Genomic DNA, 16195 nt, shown 5'->3' on the forward strand with positions numbered 1-16195 from the left:
AAATGACCGCGCTGAAATCCTTCCCGATCGCCGGACGCTGGAAGCCGAGCGACGACAGCAAGATCCAGCTCTATTCCTTTCCGACGCCCAATGGCGTCAAGGTTTCGATTGCGTTGGAAGAGCTGGGCCTGCCCTATGAGGCGCACCTCGCCCATATCGGCAAGGACGACCAGAAAACACCCGAATTCCTGTCGCTGAGCCCGAACGGCAAGATACCGGCCATCATCGATCCAGACGGACCCGGCGGACAGCCGATCGGCATTTTCGAATCCGGCGCCATCCTGCTCTATCTCGCCGACAAGACGGGCAAACTGATCCCGGCAGATCCGGCGGCCCGGTTGGAATGCATCCAGTGGCTGTTCTTCCAGATGGCGAGCGTCGGTCCGATGTTCGGGCAACTCGGCCACTTCTACAAATTCGCGGCCGACAAGATCAGCGATCCCTATCCGACGGAACGCTATATGAACGAGACGAAGCGCCTGCTCGGCGTACTGGAGGGGCGCCTGACCGGCCGCCAGTGGATCATGGGCGATGAATACACCATCGCCGATATCGCGATTTTCCCTTGGGTGCGCACGGTGCGCGACTTCTACGAGGCCGGCGAGGCGGTTGGGCTCGGCGATCTGTCGAACGTGACCGGCTGGCTTGAGCGCTGCCTTGAACGCCCCGCCTCCCAGAAGGGCATGAAGATCCCCGAGATCCCGCAATAAAACGGGACCGTTTCCGGGCAACAAAAAAAGGCGGCCATTGGCCGCCTTTTCGTATTTCGTATGGACGGGACTTAGAAGTCCATGCCGCCCATGCCGCCCATGCCGCCGCCGGGCATGGCCGGTGCCGCAGCTTCTTTCTGCGGAACTTCGGCAACCATGGCTTCGGTGGTGACCAGCAGGCCGGCAACCGAGGCTGCGTCCTGAAGGGCGGTGCGAACGACCTTGACCGGGTCGACGATACCCATGGCGATCATGTCGCCATATTCACCGGTCTGGGCGTTGTAGCCGAAGGTGTCCTTCTTGCCTTCAAGGATCTTGCCTGCAACGACCGATGCTTCGTCACCGGCATTGGCAACGATCTGGCGGGCCGGAGCCTGCAGGGCGCGGCGAACGATGTTGATGCCGGCTTCCTGATCGTCGTTGGCACCCTTGGTGGAAAGGCTTCCGGATGCGCGCAGCAGAGCAACGCCGCCACCGGCGACAATGCCTTCCTGAACAGCGGCACGGGTCGCGTTCAGGGCGTCATCGACGCGGTCTTTCTTTTCCTTCACTTCCACTTCCGTGGCACCGCCGACGCGGATCACGGCTACACCGCCTGCAAGCTTGGCAAGGCGCTCCTGCAGCTTCTCACGGTCGTAATCGGACGTGGTTTCCTCGATCTGCATTTTGATCTGGGAAACGCGGCCTTCGATTTCGGCCTTCTTGCCGGCACCGTCGACGATGGTGGTGTTTTCCTTGGTGATGGAAACACGCTTGGCGGTGCCGAGCATGTCGAGGGTAACATTCTCGAGCTTGATGCCAACGTCTTCGGAGATGACCTGGCCGCCGGTGAGGATTGCGATATCCTCGAGCATGGCCTTGCGGCGATCGCCGAAGCCCGGAGCCTTGACGGCTGCTATTTTCAGGCCACCGCGCAACTTGTTGACGACGAGCGTCGCAAGGGCTTCGCCTTCGACGTCTTCGGCGATGATAAGCAGCGGCTTGGACGACTGAACGATCGACTCAAGCACCGGCAGCATGGCCTGCAGGTTGGAGAGCTTCTTTTCGTGCAGCAGGATGTAGCAGTCTTCCAGTTCGGCAACCATCTTTTCCGGATTGGTCACGAAGTAGGGCGACAGGTAACCACGGTCGAACTGCATGCCTTCAACGACTTCCAGTTCGCTTTCGGCGGTCTTGGCTTCTTCGACGGTGATTACGCCTTCATTGCCAACCTTCTGCATGGCTTCGGCAATGTCGTCGCCGATGACGGCTTCGCCGTTTGCCGAAATCGTGCCGACCTGTGCGACTTCCTCGGAGGTCTTGATCGGCTTCGCCTTCTTCAGCAGTTCAGCGACGACGTCTGCGACCGCGAGGTCGATGCCGCGCTTCAGGTCCATCGGGTTCATGCCGGCAGCAACAGCCTTGGCGCCTTCGCGAACGATCGACTGGGCAAGAACGGTTGCGGTGGTGGTGCCGTCGCCGGCTTCGTCATTGGTCTTGGAAGCGACTTCGCGCACCATCTGGGCGCCCATGTTCTCGAACTTGTCTTCCAGTTCGATTTCCTTGGCGACGGTAACGCCGTCCTTGGTGATGCGCGGTGCGCCGAACGACTTGTCGATAACGACGTTGCGGCCTTTCGGGCCAAGGGTCACTTTTACAGCGTCAGCCAGAACATCAACGCCACGGAGCATCTTCTCACGTGCGTCGCGGCTGAATTTTACTTCTTTAGCAGACATGTTTCCTCATTTCTGGGCGGTAAGCCCGTACGCTTTAATGGGGATCGAATTTGTTGGGGATCGGATTAGCCGATAACGCCCATGATGTCGGATTCCTTCATGATAAGAAGGTCTTCGCCATTGAGCTTGACTTCGGTGCCGGACCACTTTCCGAACAGGATGCGGTCGCCGGCCTTGACGTCCATGGCGACGACGTTGCCGCTGTCGTCGCGAGCGCCGGTGCCGACAGCGACAACTTCGCCTTCGGACGGCTTTTCTTTTGCGGTGTCGGGAATGATGATGCCACCGGCCGTTTTTTCTTCCGAATCAACGCGGCGCACAACAACACGGTCATGCAGGGGACGGAAATTCACTTTTGCCATTGTCTATACCCTCGATCAAATGACAGGACCGGACGGGCGTCCGGTCTATTGACTGCTAGCACTCACAAAGGGAGAGTGCTAATCGAGGCACGACTTAGTGATGATCGATACGGGAGTCAAGATTTATTGCCGAAATTTAAGGCAATGGGTTCAGCATCGTAAACGGATTGCCGAAACCCGACTTGCAGCCCGCAGATAATGTGCGCCGTCGGCCGATTCAAGATGCTTCATCGCAATCAATGGGGCTTGTATTCTTGCCGCCAATGGTCAATGTCTCGCACCTGACCGCACCGGAACCGTCCTGGACACAAATGCCCGACAGACTGAACAGACTTGCCGACCTGAATGCCAAATATGACGTGATCTTCTGCGACGTGTGGGGGGTGCTGCACAATGGCGTCGAAGCGCGGCATTTTGCCGGCGAGGCGTTGAGCGCCTTCCGGCGTCAGGGCGGCGTCGTCGTGCTCCTGACAAACTCTCCGCGTCGCAGGGCAGGCGTGAAGGATCAACTCGGACATATCGGCGTCGATCCCGAAGCCTATGACCGCATCATCACGTCCGGGGACGTGACGCGTGACCTGATCAGGGACGGCGCCAAAGACGTTTACTTCATCGGCCCTGATCGCGATTATGCGCTGCTTGACGGCCTTGATGTCAATGTCACCGGCCTTGAGGAGGCGGGTGCCGTGGTCTGTACCGGCCTTTATGACGATGAAAATGAAAAGCCGGATGAATATGTTTCGATCCTGCGTGACTTCAGGGAGCGCGACCTGCCCTTCATCTGCGCCAATCCCGATCTTGTGGTCGAGCGGGGCCATCGGCTGATACCCTGTGCCGGATCGATTGCCGCGCTCTATCGCGATATGGGCGGTCGCACGAAGATTTCCGGCAAGCCGCACAAGCCGATCTATGAGGCGGCCTTGACCGCAGCGCTTGACCTGCGGCCGGATGTCGAGAAGGCGCGCATACTGGCCATTGGCGATGGCTTGCCGACCGATGTGAAGGGCGCACAGGATTTCGGCCTCGATCTTTTGTATATTTCAGACGGCATCCATGCGCGCGAATATACCGACGGCGCCGTGGTTGACGAGCGCAGACTTCAAGCGTTCCTTGTCGATCATGACGCCCGTCCGGTCCGCTGGATGCAGCGCTTGAGGTAGGTGGATGTCAGAGGCGACTGGTCCGATCCCGCGAATAGATACGCTGGCCGGTGTTCCGTCCACGATGCGGGGCTGCGTCGTGGCGATCGGCAATTTCGACGGCGTGCATCGCGGCCATCAGGCGGTTCTTCAAGAGGCGCTGGACGAGGCCGACAGGCATGCGGCGCCGGCGGTTCTCCTGACCTTCGAGCCGCATCCGCGCACCGTTTTCAAACCGGAGGCGCCGGTGTTCCGGCTGACGCCCGCCCCGCTGAAGGCCCGGTTGGCCGCCGCCATGGGCTTTTCCGCCGTCGTCGAGCTTCCATTCACACGCGAATTTGCGCAGAGAACCGCCGAAGCCTTCGTCGATGAGGTGCTGGTCGAGGAGCTTGGCATTCGCCATGTCGTTACCGGCTTCAATTTCCATTTCGGCCGGCAACGGCAGGGCAGTCCGGAATTTCTCGTTGCCGCCGGGGAAAAGCGCGGTTTCGGCGTCACCGTCGTCGAGCCCTATCAGGACGAAAACGCCGAACTGATTTCGTCCAGTCGCATACGGGACTGCCTGAAAGACGGCGATGTTTCCGAGGCGGCGGGGCTTCTGGGCTACCACTATACGGTCGAAGCCAGGGTTCTGAAGGGCAAGCAACTGGGCCGTACGCTCGGTTTTCCGACGGCCAATATGGCGCTGCCAAGCGAAGCCGGGCTGCGCACCGGCATATACGCGGTGCGCTTCGGCCGCGAGGACGGAACATTCCGCGATGGCGTCGCCAGCTTCGGCTACCGGCCGACCGTGGACAGCGACGGCGCGCCGTTGCTCGAGACCTATGTCTTCGATTTCGGCGGTGATCTTTATGACGAGACCTGTTCGGTCGCATTTTTCTCGCATCTGCGCGACGAAGTGAAATTCGACGGCCTTGAGCCGCTGGTCGCGCAGATGAAGCGCGATGCTGAGGAGGCCAGGGCCGCCCTGCAGGCCATACGGCCCCTTTCAGGTCTCGATCAGGCCGTGGCCTTTGGCTGAAATATCATGAACGGCATGCCGACAGCACTCATCACCGGCGGAACGTCCGGCATAGGCCTGGCGCTGGCACAGCGGCTGGCTGGCGGTCACTGCCTCGTGCTGACCGGCCGGGGCGACGGCGCCGGATTGCCTGTCGATGCCCTCTTCGTCAAGGCGGATCTGTCGCGGCCCGAAGAGGCGGTGGAGACCGTCGCATCGGCGCTGAGGAGCGCAGGGGTGAGCTCTCTGTCAAAACTGATCCTCAATGCCGGCACCGGAACCTATGCGCAAGCCGATGCCGAGGATGCGGCAACAATCCGCCGCACGCTGGATGTAAATCTCGTCGCCTCGGTGCTCATGGCCCACCGTCTGGCGCCGCTTCTTGAGGAGGGCCGGGGCAGGCTGGTGCTGATCGGCTCCGTTGCCCATCGCGGATCGGCCAATATGCCGTCCTATGCGGCTTCGAAAGCGGGATTGACGGGTCTTGCCCGTTCGCTGCGGGCCGAATGGGACGGCCGGATCGGTGTGCAGATCATCCATCCGGGCCCGACGCGAACGCCGATGCATGAAAAGGCCGGCTACGATCCGGGCGGGCTGGAGAAGATGTTCTTTTCCGCCGATGCCATGGCCGACGAAGTGGCCCGGCTGATGGAAACCGGCCGTCCGGGGGCAACGGTCATTTTCGGCGCCAGGATCCGTCGCCTGCTCACGGGAAAGCCGTCATGAAGGCGCTTGTCACAGGAGCGGCGGCCGGCCTCGGAGCGGCGCTTGTGCAGCAGTTCCTGTCCTCCGGCGGCGCGGTCGTCGCGATCGACCGCGATGAATTACAAGGCGGCGGCCGGCTCGTTCCTCTTGTCGCGGACCTTTCCGATCGCGACAGTGTCGATGCGCTTTTGCCAAGGATTGTAGAGGCGGGGCCCTATGATTTCGTCGTGCACAATGCCGGCGTCAGCGCCACCGGACCGTTCGAGCAGATTCCGCCGCAAGCCTATCGCAGGCTCCTGACCCTCAATACCGAAACGCCGATGGTCATGACGGCCGAACTGCTGCGGTCCGGATCCCTGTCGAAGGGCGCGCATGTCGTTTTCATATCCTCGCTGTCCCATGCGACCGGATATCCCGGCGCGGCGGTCTATGCTGCCTCCAAGGATGCGCTGGCGGTTTATGCGAAAAGCGTGCGTGCACAGATGAAAAAGCGCGGCGTGCATGTGACGACCGTCTTTCCCGGCCCGGTGCGAACGGCTCATGCGGAACGTCACGCGCCGGCGGGTGCCCGCGCCGACCAGCGGATGGAACCGAAAGACCTTGCCGCCAGGATCATCGCCGCGGCGCGCCGCCGGAAAAAGGTCCTTTATCCCGGCCCGCAGGCGCGCATCGGCCATATAGCCGGGCTTCTTGCGCCCCGCCTTACGACGCGGATGATGCGGCGCATCATCTTTGAAAAGCTCGATCGTACGGTTTATTGAGAAAACCCTTTATTCCGGTCGCCGGCATTGATAGAAGCACGGCTATGCTGGCCACAAACGCTTTCGGAACTGCAATACGAATTATTGGCCCGGCTTCCTGACTGGTGCCGTCGCCGGCGCGTGGGAAGTCCGGGAACACGATCTGCCACGCTGCGTGCGCGGAACTCCCTGTGGAAATCACGATACGCAAAGACGCCCAAATCGCTCCAAAAAAGGGGCGGGCGCAAGCCGAAAACACGATTGAAAAATGACCGAAACGACCGAAAAATTGGACTATTCGAAAACGCTCAACCTGCCGAGCACGGAATTTCCGATGCGCGCCGGCCTTCCCAAGAAGGAGCCGGAAATCGTCGCGCGCTGGCAGAACATGAATCTCTACAAGCTGCTGCGCGAGGCCGCCAGCGGCCGCCCGAAATTCGTGCTGCATGACGGCCCGCCCTATGCCAATGGCAACATTCATATCGGCCATGCGCTCAACAAGGTCCTCAAGGATGTCATCACGCGCTCCTTCCAGATGCGCGGCTATGACAGCAATTACGTGCCGGGCTGGGACTGTCACGGCCTGCCGATCGAATGGAAGATCGAGGAGCAGTACCGCGCCAAGGGCAAGGACAAGGACGAGGTTCCGGTCAATGAATTCCGCAAGGAATGCCGTGAATTCGCCGCCCACTGGATCGAGGTGCAGACCGAGGAATTCCAACGTCTCGGCATCGAAGGCGACTTCGATCGTCCCTATACGACGATGAATTATCACGCCGAGGCGCGCATCGCCGGCGAACTGATGAAGATCGCCAGGCTCGGTCAGCTCTATCGCGGCTCGAAACCGGTCATGTGGTCGGTGGTCGAGCGCACGGCGCTGGCCGAAGCCGAAGTCGAGTATCATGACTACGAAAGCGACACGATCTGGGTGAAGTTTCCGGTCCTGGCGGGTCCGGACGCGCTGGTCGGAGCCTCTGTGGTGATCTGGACCACGACGCCCTGGACGATCCCGGGCAACCGTGCCATCTCCTTTTCCTCGCGCATCGCCTATGGACTTTACGAGATCACGGCGGCCGAGAACGATTTTGGCCCGCAGGCCGGCGAGAAGGTGATCTTTGCCGACACCCTGGCACAGGAAGCCGCCGACAAGGCCAAGGTCACCATGCAGCGTCTGGCCGATGTTTCCGCCGGCGATTTCCGCGACATGCATTGCGGCCATCCCCTTGTGGCGATGGGCTACACGTTCGACGTGCCGCTGCTTGACGGCGATCACGTGACGGACGATGCCGGCACCGGCTTCGTGCATACGGCGCCCGGCCACGGTCGCGAGGACTTCGAGGCCTGGATGGACAATGCCCGCGCTCTGGAGGGCCGCGGCATTGACGCCTCCATCCCGTTCACCGTTGGCGACGACGGCTTCTTTACCGATCATGCGCCCGGTTTCGGCCCCTCCAGCCCGGACGGTGCTGCCCGGGTCCTGGATGACAAGGGCAAGAAAGGCGATGCAAACAAGCGTGTCATCGCCGCCCTCATCGAGGCCGACCGCCTGTTTGCGCGCGGCCGTCTCAAGCACACCTATCCGCACTCGTGGCGTTCGAAGAAACCGATCATCTTCCGCAATACGCCGCAATGGTTCGTCTATATGGACAAGCCCTTCGAGGACGGAACGACGCTGCGCTCGCGGGCCCTGGCCGCCATTGACGAGACCCGCTTCGTGCCGGCCGCCGGCCAGAAACGCCTGCGCTCGATGATCGAGACCCGGCCGGACTGGGTTTTGTCGCGACAGCGCGCCTGGGGTGTGCCGATCAGCGTCTTTGCCGACGCCGATGGCGAGGTGCTTGTCGATGAGACGGTCAACGCCCGGATCATGGAGGCCTTCGAGAATGAAGGCGCCGATGCCTGGTTTGCCGACGGCGCCAAGGAGCGTTTCCTTGAAGGCCGCAACGATCAGGACCGTTGGAACCAGGTTACCGACATTCTGGACGTGTGGTTCGATTCAGGAAGCACCCACACCTTCACGCTGGAGGACCGCGAGGACCTGAAGTGGCCGGCCGATGTCTATCTGGAGGGCTCGGACCAGCATCGCGGCTGGTTCCATTCCTCCCTGCTGGAAAGCTGCGCCACGCGCGGCAGGGCGCCCTATGACACGGTCATCACCCATGGTTTCACCATGGATGAAAAGGGCGAGAAAATGTCCAAGTCGAAGGGCAACACCGTCACGCCGCAGGATGTGATGGCGCAGTCCGGCGCGGACATTCTGCGCCTGTGGGCCATGACGACGGATTACTGGGAAGACCAGCGCCTCGGCAAGACCAACATCCAGACCAATATCGATGCCTATCGCAAGCTCCGCAACACGATCCGCTGGATGCTCGGCTCGCTCTCGCACGATGAGGGCGAAACGGTCGATCTCGCGGCGATGCCTGAACTCGAGCGCCTGATGCTGCACCGCCTGGTCGAACTCGACCAGCTTGTGCGCGAGGGCTACGATGCCTTTGATTTCAAGCGCATCACGCGTGCGCTGATCGATTTCTCGAATGTCGAGCTGTCGGCATTCTATTTCGACATCCGCAAGGACGCGCTCTACTGCGACGCGCCGTCGAGCGTGCGCCGCAAGGCGTCGCTGCAAGTCGTGCGGACCATCTTCGACTGCCTGTCGTGCTGGCTTGCCCCGATGCTGCCCTTCACCATGGAGGAGGCCTGGCTGCAGCGCTATCCGCAGGCCCGTTCCGTGCATCTGGAGCAGTTCCCGGAGGTCCCGGGGTCCTGGCGCAATGACGCGCTCAACACAAAGTGGAAGAAGATCCGCACCGTCCGGCGCGTTGTGACCGGTGCATTGGAAATCGAGCGCCGGGAGAAGCGAATCGGCTCTTCCCTGGAGGCGGCTCCCGTCGTCCATGTCACGGATGAGGACCTGCTTGTTGCCCTGGACGGGCAGGATTTTTCCGAAATCTGCATCACGTCTGCGATCCAGCTATCGCATGCCGATGGTCCAGCGGACGCGTTCCGGCTCGATGATGTCGCCGGCGTCAGCGTCGTTCCGGCGCTCGCGAAGGGGCGTAAATGCGCCCGTTCCTGGCGTATCACCGACGATATCGGCTCCGATGCGGAGTTTCCCGATGTTTCGGCGCGCGACGCCGAGGCGCTGCGCGAATTGAAGCAGTTGGGCAGGCTGTGACAGAGGTTGAATTGCCGCAATAAGTCTTTTGCGTTAAAAGAGTTGTCAAGAAATAGCCGGATTTGTTCCGCATGGGATATCCGGCTTCGAACGGGACATACCGAATGAACAGAGCAACCGGGTTTCGCACAGGGTGCACAGTGGCGGGCGCAATCGCGGCATCGCTGCTGGTTTCCGGCTGCGTCAGCAGCCCGACCTACGGCACCGACAAGACCGCGAACGCGCAATTGATCGACGATTTGTCCAATATCGTTTCGATCAGGCCGCCCAAACGCAACAGCGAGGTTGCGTATGCGCCGCGGCCGGCCATCGTTGAGCCGCCCGCGGAATCGGGCTCGGCGCTGCCGGCGCCGCAGGCGAGCCTTGCGTCAAAGGACAATCCGCAATGGCCCGAATCGCCCGAGGAAACACGCCAGCGTCTGCGTGAAGAGGCGGAAGATGCGCGCGGCAACTACCGTTCGCCGCTGGCGACGGGCAGTGGCTCGGTGACCAAGGAGCAGCAGGAGCAGTTCCGCCAGGCCAAGGCCCTGCAAAAGGGTGCCTATACCGGCCGCCGCTTCCTCAGCGATCCGCCGGTTGAATATCGCCAGCCGGCTGAAACGGCGCCGGTCGATGACCTCGGCGAACCCGAATTCAAGAAGGAGCGCGCGCGCAAGAAAGCCGCGCAGAAGGAAAAGGGCTGGAAGATCGGCAATCTTTGGCCGTTCTGATCAGGCCACCGCTGCCCTTCAAATACATCGCCCGGCTCAGCCGGGCGTTTTTGTTCAGGATCTCTTTTGCTGGAAGAATTGCACGAGCAGGTCTGCCGCCTCGCTCTCGGCAAAACCCGAATAGACTTCCGGCGCGTGATGGCATGTCGGCTGGTCGAAGAAACGCGGACCATTGACAACGGCACCGCCCTTGATGTCCTCGGCGCCGAAATAGAGCCGGCGGATCCGTGCGAAGGAGATCGCCGCCGCGCACATGGCGCAGGGCTCCAGCGTCACGTAAAGATCGCAATCGGGCAAGCGCTCGCTTTCAAGCGACGAGGCGGCGCTGCGGATTGCGACGATCTCGGCATGGGCCGTCACGTCATGGAATTCGCGCGTGCGGTTTCCGGCCCGGGCAAGGATTTCGCCGTCACGCACGATGACCGCGCCAACGGGAACCTCGCCGCGGTCGCCGGCGGCCCGCGCTTCTTCCAGGGCGATGTCCATGATGCTTTTGTTCATCGGCCGGTGCAGGCTCCTTTTCTATTAACCAGGCGGGCGCAACCTGATAAGGCTGGCGGCAGAAGTTTTCCCCGCGGCCGGCGGCCCGGCGGATTTTGAAAGGCAAACACCATATGAATACGCGTGGCAAGCCCCGGCGGGCGGGCGCAACGGGTTCCGGCGGACAGCGCGCAGCCGCGAGCCGGAAAGACCCGGAGGCCGACCGCAACGCCGAAACCATCGCGCAGGCGCCCGAGCGGATCGCCAAGCTGATGGCCCGCGCCGGTGTCGCATCGCGACGCGAGGCCGAGCGCATGATCGTCGAGGGACGGGTGCGGCTGAACGGCAAGCCGCTCGAATCCCCGGCCATCAATGTGACGATGTCTGACCGGATCGAGATCGATGGCGAGCCGATGCGCGGCATCGAGCGCACCCGGCTCTGGCTCTATCACAAGCCGGCTGGCCTGGTGACCACCCACAAGGACCCGGAAAGCCGGCCCACCGTGTTCGACAACTTGCCGATCGACCAGCCGCATGTGGTTTCGGTCGGCCGTCTCGACATCAACACCGAAGGGCTGTTGCTGCTCACCAATGATGGCGGACTGGCGCGCGAACTCGAACTGCCGTCCACCGGTTGGCTGCGCCGCTATCGGGTTCGCGCCCACGGCAAGATCGATCAGGCCGGGCTCGACAGGCTTCAGGACGGCATCGCCGTGGATGGCGTTCTTTATGGCGCGATCGATGCAACGCTCGACCGCACCCAGGGCTCGAATGTCTGGCTGACCATGGGGTTCCGCGAGGGCAAGAACCGCGAGATCAAGAACGTACTTGGCGCGCTGGGGCTGGAGGTCAATCGCCTCATCCGCATCTCCTACGGACCCTTCCAGCTCGCCGCTCTGAAGGAGGGCGCTGTGCAGGAAGTCAGGAGCCGCACGCTGCGCGAACAGCTCGGACCGAGGCTGATCGAGAAGGCCGGCGCCAATTTCGAAGCGCCGCTTTTCAATGATCCATCGGCGCAGGAGAAAAAGAAACCCGCTGCAAAAAAGGCAGCAAAAGAGGAAAAGCCGCCAACGCCCGGCAGGAAACTGAGCCGCGAGGAGAAGCGCGACCGCGATCTCGGGCGGCTCGATACGTCGAAGCCGGAAAAAGCGCCGGCCAAGAAGAGGCCGGTGAACAGGAACCGGTCTTCGAATGTATGGATGGCGCCCGGTGCACGGCCGCTTTCGCCCAAGAAGGGCGCGCAGAAAACCGCTCCAAAGGGAGCCAGGGGCAAGGGCGGGGCACGACCCGCCGGCAAGCCCGGTGGCGGCCGGTCCGGAAATGCGGATCGTCGGCGGTAGTTTTAAAGGACGCTCGCTCGCCGGGCCGCGCTCGCAATCCATCCGGCCGACAACCGACCGCACGCGAGAAGCGCTCTTCAACATCCTGGCGCACGGCTATGCGGATGCGCTTGCGGGCAGCCGCGTCCTCGATCTTTTCGCAGGCACGGGCGCTGTGGGTCTGGAAGCATTGTCGCGCGGCGCAAGCTTCGCGCTGTTTGTCGAACAGTCCGCCGAAGGCCGCGGCCTTCTGCGCGACAATATCGAAAAGCTCGGCGTTCAGGGGCGCACGAAAGTGTATCGGCGCGATGCGGCATCGCTTGGCGATATCGGTGCTATCGAGCCCTTCGATCTTGCATTCGCCGATCCGCCCTATGGCAAAGGCCTGGGCGAGAGGGCGCTCGCTTCAGCCTGCGCCGGCGGCTGGCTGCGGCGGGGCGCGCTCGTCCTTCTGGAAGAGCGTGCCGATGCCGGGCCGCAGCCGGGAGGCGGCTTCCGGTTGCTGGAGATCCGTTCCTTCGGCGACACGGCGATCCATTTCTATCGTTGCGAATCTACGGAAACGAAGTGAGCTTCGGCGATTTGGCGCTAAGCCCGCCCATACCATGTCCCCTTGCCGGTTCCGTGTTGAGACAGGTGCCCCCCCGACACCAGCGATTGCAGGTGTTTCTTGACGGTGTTGCGGTTCGCGCCGGTGACCTTGACGATTGCACCGATTGTAATCCGGCCGTGCTCTTTCGCCAGTTCAAGGATTTTGACGGACAATTCAGGGAGCGTATTGATGAACATATGCTCGCGTTCGATCTTCTTCTCCAGCCGCGCCTTTTGTTGCTGAAGAGCGTGCAGGAAATAAACCACCCAAGGCTGCCAGTCGGGCCTGTCGGTGCGGATCGTGCCCTGGGTTTTGCGCAGAGCGATGTAATAGTTCTCCTTGGTCTGCTCGATCACGCTTTCCAGCGATCCGTAGGGCACATAGGCGTAACCGCTGCGCATCAGTAGCAATGTCGTCAGGATGCGCGAGAGTCTGCCGTTGCCGTCCTGGAACGGATGGATTTCCAGGAAGACAACAGTGAAGATTGCGATGGCCAAGAGCGGGTGAAGGTGGCTTTCATCCAAAGTAGCTCGCGTCCACCCGACAAGTTCCGTCATTAGCGGGGGGGTATCGAAAGGCGTTGCGGTTTCGAATACAACGCCGATTTCTTGGCCAGCTGCATCAAAGGCCACGACGTTATTCGGATTTGTTTTGTACTCTCCCCGGTGCCATGCGTCCTTTTCGCTGTAAACCAGCAGATCGCGATGAAGCTGTTTGATATGGTTTTCCGTAAGGGTTAATTCGCCAGCATGGGCAAACACGGTCTCCATGGTTTCTGCATACCCTGCAACCTCCTGCTCGTCTCGCGTCTCGAACTTTCGGATTTCGACATTGGACAGAAGCCGCTCGACATCCTTGTCGGAGAGCTTGCTGCCTTCGATACGCGTGGACGAGCCGATACTTTCTATCGTGGCGACCCGGCGCAACGATGACAGGCGTTCCGGGGCGAGCTTCCCCAGAGCCCGCCAGGCACCCTTGAATTCATCCAGCTCGGCAATAAGCGAAAGGATCTCGCGAGTAATTTCGAGGGAAGCGGTCTTTAGCATCATACCCAAATTATTACCCATAAATATCCAAAATAGCAAATAATTTGGCCAAATAGCTGAAAATACACCCATATATATCCAAAATTCCAAGCATATCCGGCTCCTTCCGCGACGAGCCGCAAACAAGGCGGTCAATCATTCAATTCGGCGCCCACCCGTTAAGCATGATCAACCGGGCGGCGCAGGACGGGCCTTGAAGTTCGCGGGAAGGCGCGTCACATTGGGCGTGCCGGCGGTCGGATCGTATTTCCCGTCTGAGGCCGGTGACAGTTAGGAATGGCATGCGCAACGACGTGCTGATAGGCAGCGAACATAACGTGGACCGGGGGTCATCGGGCGATCCGACCGTTGCGGTTGCGTTTGGCGGCGGCGGCGCGCGCGGTGTCGCCCATGTCCACATCATTGAAGTCCTCGATGAACTCGGCATTCGCCCGGTCGCCATTGCGGGCGCCTCGATCGGCGCCATCATGGGAACGGCGATGGCAGCCGGCATGAGTGGCCGCGAAGTGCGTGCCCACACCCTCCACGCGCTCGGCCGGCGCAGCGAGGTGGTAAGCCGGATCTGGAAGGCGCGCCCCTACAGCATGGGCGACGTCATGACCGGTGGCCTGCGCCTCGGCCAGTTCAACATCGAGCGCATCCTTCGCGCCTTCCTGCCGCAGAACTTCCCGACGACATTCGAACAGCTTCAGATACCGACCCAGATCGTCGTGACGGATTTCTACGCCCAGCAGGAAGCCGTCCGCACAAGCGGCGACCTGATCAATGCCGTGTCCGCGTCAGCAGCGATCCCGGCGCTCTTCCGCCCGGTGCTTTGCGATGGCCGGTACATGATCGATGGCGGTATCTTCAATCCGGTGCCGTTCGATCATCTCGCTGGCATGGCCGACATCGTCATCGGCATCGATGTCGTTGGCGGTCCGAGCGGCGATGACGGTGACCAGCCTTCGACGATGGACCTCATGTTCGGCGCCAGCCAGTTGATGATGCAGTCGATCATTACCATGAAACTGAAATCAGGCCGGCCGGATATCTTCCTGCGTCCCGACGTGAACCGCTTCCGGGTGCTCGATTTCTTCAAGGCCGACGAAATACTGGAGGTTTCCGCCGGTGTGCGCGAGGAGCTCAAGCACGCCATCGATGCGGTGTTCACCTACCACATAAAGGAAGGCGGCTGATTATGAGCCGGGAGCGGATCAACAAGATATGCGGGCGCTTTCCAGGCGCCGAGGTCTCCGACCCCTGGGGCGGCGGCCATGACGCCTGGAAGGTCGGCGGCAAGACGTTTGCCTGTATCGGTGCGGTCACGCCTGGCGTTTCGGTCAAGACCGACAGCATTGAGACGGCGCAGATGCTGATCGATGCCGGTGTCGGGGTGAAGGCGCCCTATTTTCACCGCTCATGGATCAATCTGCCATGGGAGTCGGATGAGGACGAACTGCTCTACCGGCTGGAGAATTCCTACCGGATCGTGCGCGCCAGCCTGACCAAGAAAGCACAGTCCGCGCTCGATCCTTTCGATTGAATACAAAGACGTGGCGAGTTCGCGCCTCTATGAGCCCTGATCATCCTTGACCGAAGCGGATCTGAAGCCGTCCCAGTCCCCGATCCTTTTCTTCGTCGCATCCCAGTCCTGCTCGGCGACATGCGAGATCATGGCCTCGATCAGCGCGATAGCACCGCAATAGGAATCCCAGGCCGTGCCGCTCTCGATCGGCATCGGCAGCACCTCGGCGGCATGTTGTGAAATCGGCGACAGCCACTTGTCGGTGACCAGGACGATCTGGGAGCCACGTTTGCGGGCCGCCATTTTTGCAAGGCGCGCCAGCCGTTGCTCGTAGCGGCGGAAATCCACCATGAAGAGAACATCCTGGGCGCGCATGCGCAGCAGATATTCCGGCCAGACCTCCGGATCGGGCGGCACGTGGTAAACATCGCGCCTGATCTGCCGCAGATGACGCGCCAGCAGTTGCGCGATCGGATCGGATATCCTGCCGCCGACGAGGTAAACGGAACGCTTGTTATCCGCCAGCAGGGCGCAGATGCGGTTGAACTGCTCCTCGGTGACCACCTCGGTGACCTGCTGGATGATGTCCGCAGTGCGCCCAAGAAAGCTGTTCAGAAAGCCGGTCTTGATCGGCTCGGTTCTTCGGCGCAGTTCAATCGGTGATTGTTGCCCCTCTTTCAGTTCGCCGATCAGAAGCCTCTGGAATTCCTGGTAGCCGCCATAGCCCAGTTTCTGCACGAAACGTGTGATTGTCGGCGCGGATGTGTAGGTTTTTTCGGCGAAGGACTGGATGGATTCGAGACCGGCGAACGGATAGTCGGCCAGAAGCGCCGCCGCGAGCTTTCGCTCATTGGCTGTAAAGTCCTGGGATTTTTCCTCGATGCGTTTTCGAAGGTCCATTCTTACAACCCATACAGCGGCGGACACGGCGTCACAATGAAAAATATCCGTCAATATCCAAGAAATTGTTGACTTTAAAAATTTTCTTTCAT

Annotated in this window: 15 protein-coding genes and 1 pseudogene; 11 read left to right on the forward strand and 5 right to left on the reverse strand. The window is 61.1% G+C overall.

Annotated features, from left to right (window positions below):
- Positions 1-2: 2 nt before the first annotated feature.
- Positions 3-710 (forward strand): glutathione S-transferase N-terminal domain-containing protein, encoded by a 708-nt coding sequence (locus tag OOZ53_RS19840; RefSeq protein ID WP_271091464.1) that lies wholly within the window; start codon positions 3-5, stop codon positions 708-710.
- 71 nt (positions 711-781) lie between these two features.
- Here OOZ53_RS19840 and groL read toward each other — a convergent pair whose 3' ends face one another.
- Together groL and groES are read right to left on the reverse strand one after the other, a co-directional pair.
- The gene (gene groL / locus OOZ53_RS19845; protein ID WP_271091465.1) at positions 782-2425 is read right to left on the reverse strand and encodes a chaperonin GroEL; all 1644 of its coding nucleotides are present in this window, start codon (positions 2423-2425) and stop codon (positions 782-784) included.
- A gap of 65 nt (positions 2426-2490) precedes the next feature.
- A complete protein-coding gene (groES, locus tag OOZ53_RS19850; protein WP_271091466.1) occupies positions 2491-2787 on the reverse strand; it encodes a co-chaperone GroES in 297 nt (98 codons plus the stop codon).
- 311 nt (positions 2788-3098) lie between these two features.
- On the opposite strand from groES, the gene OOZ53_RS19855 reads away from it, so the two are divergent.
- The 6 genes from OOZ53_RS19855 (at position 3099) to OOZ53_RS19880 (ending at position 10259) form a co-directional block, all read left to right on the forward strand.
- Entirely contained in the window at positions 3099-3947 is an 849-nt protein-coding gene (locus tag OOZ53_RS19855; RefSeq protein ID WP_271091467.1) for a TIGR01459 family HAD-type hydrolase, read from the forward strand.
- Positions 3948-3951: 4 nt separating this feature from the next.
- Positions 3952-4947, forward strand: a complete 996-nt coding sequence (locus OOZ53_RS19860; protein ID WP_271091468.1) for a bifunctional riboflavin kinase/FAD synthetase — start codon at positions 3952-3954, stop codon at positions 4945-4947.
- 6 nt (positions 4948-4953) lie between these two features.
- Positions 4954-5652 carry an SDR family NAD(P)-dependent oxidoreductase gene (locus OOZ53_RS19865; RefSeq protein ID WP_271091469.1) on the forward strand — a complete coding sequence of 233 codons (699 nt, stop codon included), beginning with the start codon at positions 4954-4956 and terminating at the stop codon, positions 5650-5652.
- Positions 5649-6392, forward strand: a complete 744-nt coding sequence (locus OOZ53_RS19870; protein WP_271091470.1) for an SDR family NAD(P)-dependent oxidoreductase — start codon at positions 5649-5651, stop codon at positions 6390-6392. The genes OOZ53_RS19865 and OOZ53_RS19870 overlap by 4 nt, the downstream gene beginning before the upstream one ends.
- 247 nt (positions 6393-6639) lie before the next feature.
- Positions 6640-9549 (forward strand): isoleucine--tRNA ligase, encoded by a 2910-nt coding sequence (ileS, locus tag OOZ53_RS19875; RefSeq protein ID WP_271091471.1) that lies wholly within the window; start codon positions 6640-6642, stop codon positions 9547-9549.
- A gap of 104 nt (positions 9550-9653) precedes the next feature.
- Positions 9654-10259: a hypothetical protein gene (locus OOZ53_RS19880; RefSeq protein WP_271091472.1), complete on the forward strand. Its 606-nt coding sequence runs from the start codon at positions 9654-9656 to the stop codon at positions 10257-10259.
- A gap of 54 nt (positions 10260-10313) precedes the next feature.
- Here the strand turns inward: OOZ53_RS19880 and OOZ53_RS19885 are convergent, their stop codons facing one another.
- The gene (locus tag OOZ53_RS19885; RefSeq protein WP_271091473.1) at positions 10314-10760 is read right to left on the reverse strand and encodes a nucleoside deaminase; all 447 of its coding nucleotides are present in this window, start codon (positions 10758-10760) and stop codon (positions 10314-10316) included.
- Between the two features lie 113 nt (positions 10761-10873).
- Between OOZ53_RS19885 and OOZ53_RS19890 the strand changes: the two are divergent.
- Positions 10874-12076, forward strand: a pseudogene (locus tag OOZ53_RS19890) (pseudouridine synthase); the annotation flags it as partial.
- On the forward strand, positions 12060-12629 hold the full coding sequence (gene rsmD, locus OOZ53_RS19895) for a 16S rRNA (guanine(966)-N(2))-methyltransferase RsmD (protein WP_271091531.1): 570 nt from the start codon (positions 12060-12062) through the stop codon (positions 12627-12629). The pseudogene OOZ53_RS19890 and the gene rsmD, both read left to right, overlap by 17 nt.
- 17 nt (positions 12630-12646) lie before the next feature.
- Here rsmD and OOZ53_RS19900 read toward each other — a convergent pair whose 3' ends face one another.
- Positions 12647-13768 (reverse strand): Fic family protein, encoded by a 1122-nt coding sequence (locus OOZ53_RS19900; protein WP_271091474.1) that lies wholly within the window; start codon positions 13766-13768, stop codon positions 12647-12649.
- A 209-nt stretch (positions 13769-13977) separates the two neighbouring features.
- On the opposite strand from OOZ53_RS19900, the gene OOZ53_RS19905 reads away from it, so the two are divergent.
- Together OOZ53_RS19905 and OOZ53_RS19910 are read left to right on the forward strand one after the other, a co-directional pair.
- Positions 13978-14874, forward strand: coding sequence for a patatin-like phospholipase family protein (locus tag OOZ53_RS19905; protein ID WP_271091475.1), 897 nt, complete (start codon positions 13978-13980; stop codon positions 14872-14874).
- A 2-nt stretch (positions 14875-14876) separates the two neighbouring features.
- Positions 14877-15221: an MmcQ/YjbR family DNA-binding protein gene (locus tag OOZ53_RS19910; RefSeq protein WP_271091476.1), complete on the forward strand. Its 345-nt coding sequence runs from the start codon at positions 14877-14879 to the stop codon at positions 15219-15221.
- Positions 15222-15248: 27 nt separating this feature from the next.
- Here OOZ53_RS19910 and OOZ53_RS19915 read toward each other — a convergent pair whose 3' ends face one another.
- Positions 15249-16103 (reverse strand): MurR/RpiR family transcriptional regulator, encoded by an 855-nt coding sequence (locus tag OOZ53_RS19915; RefSeq protein ID WP_271091477.1) that lies wholly within the window; start codon positions 16101-16103, stop codon positions 15249-15251.
- Positions 16104-16195 lie beyond the last annotated feature (92 nt).

The organism is Allohoeflea poritis, assembly GCF_027889715.1.
GTDB classification, from domain to species: Bacteria; Pseudomonadota; Alphaproteobacteria; order Rhizobiales; family Rhizobiaceae; genus Hoeflea_A; species Hoeflea_A poritis.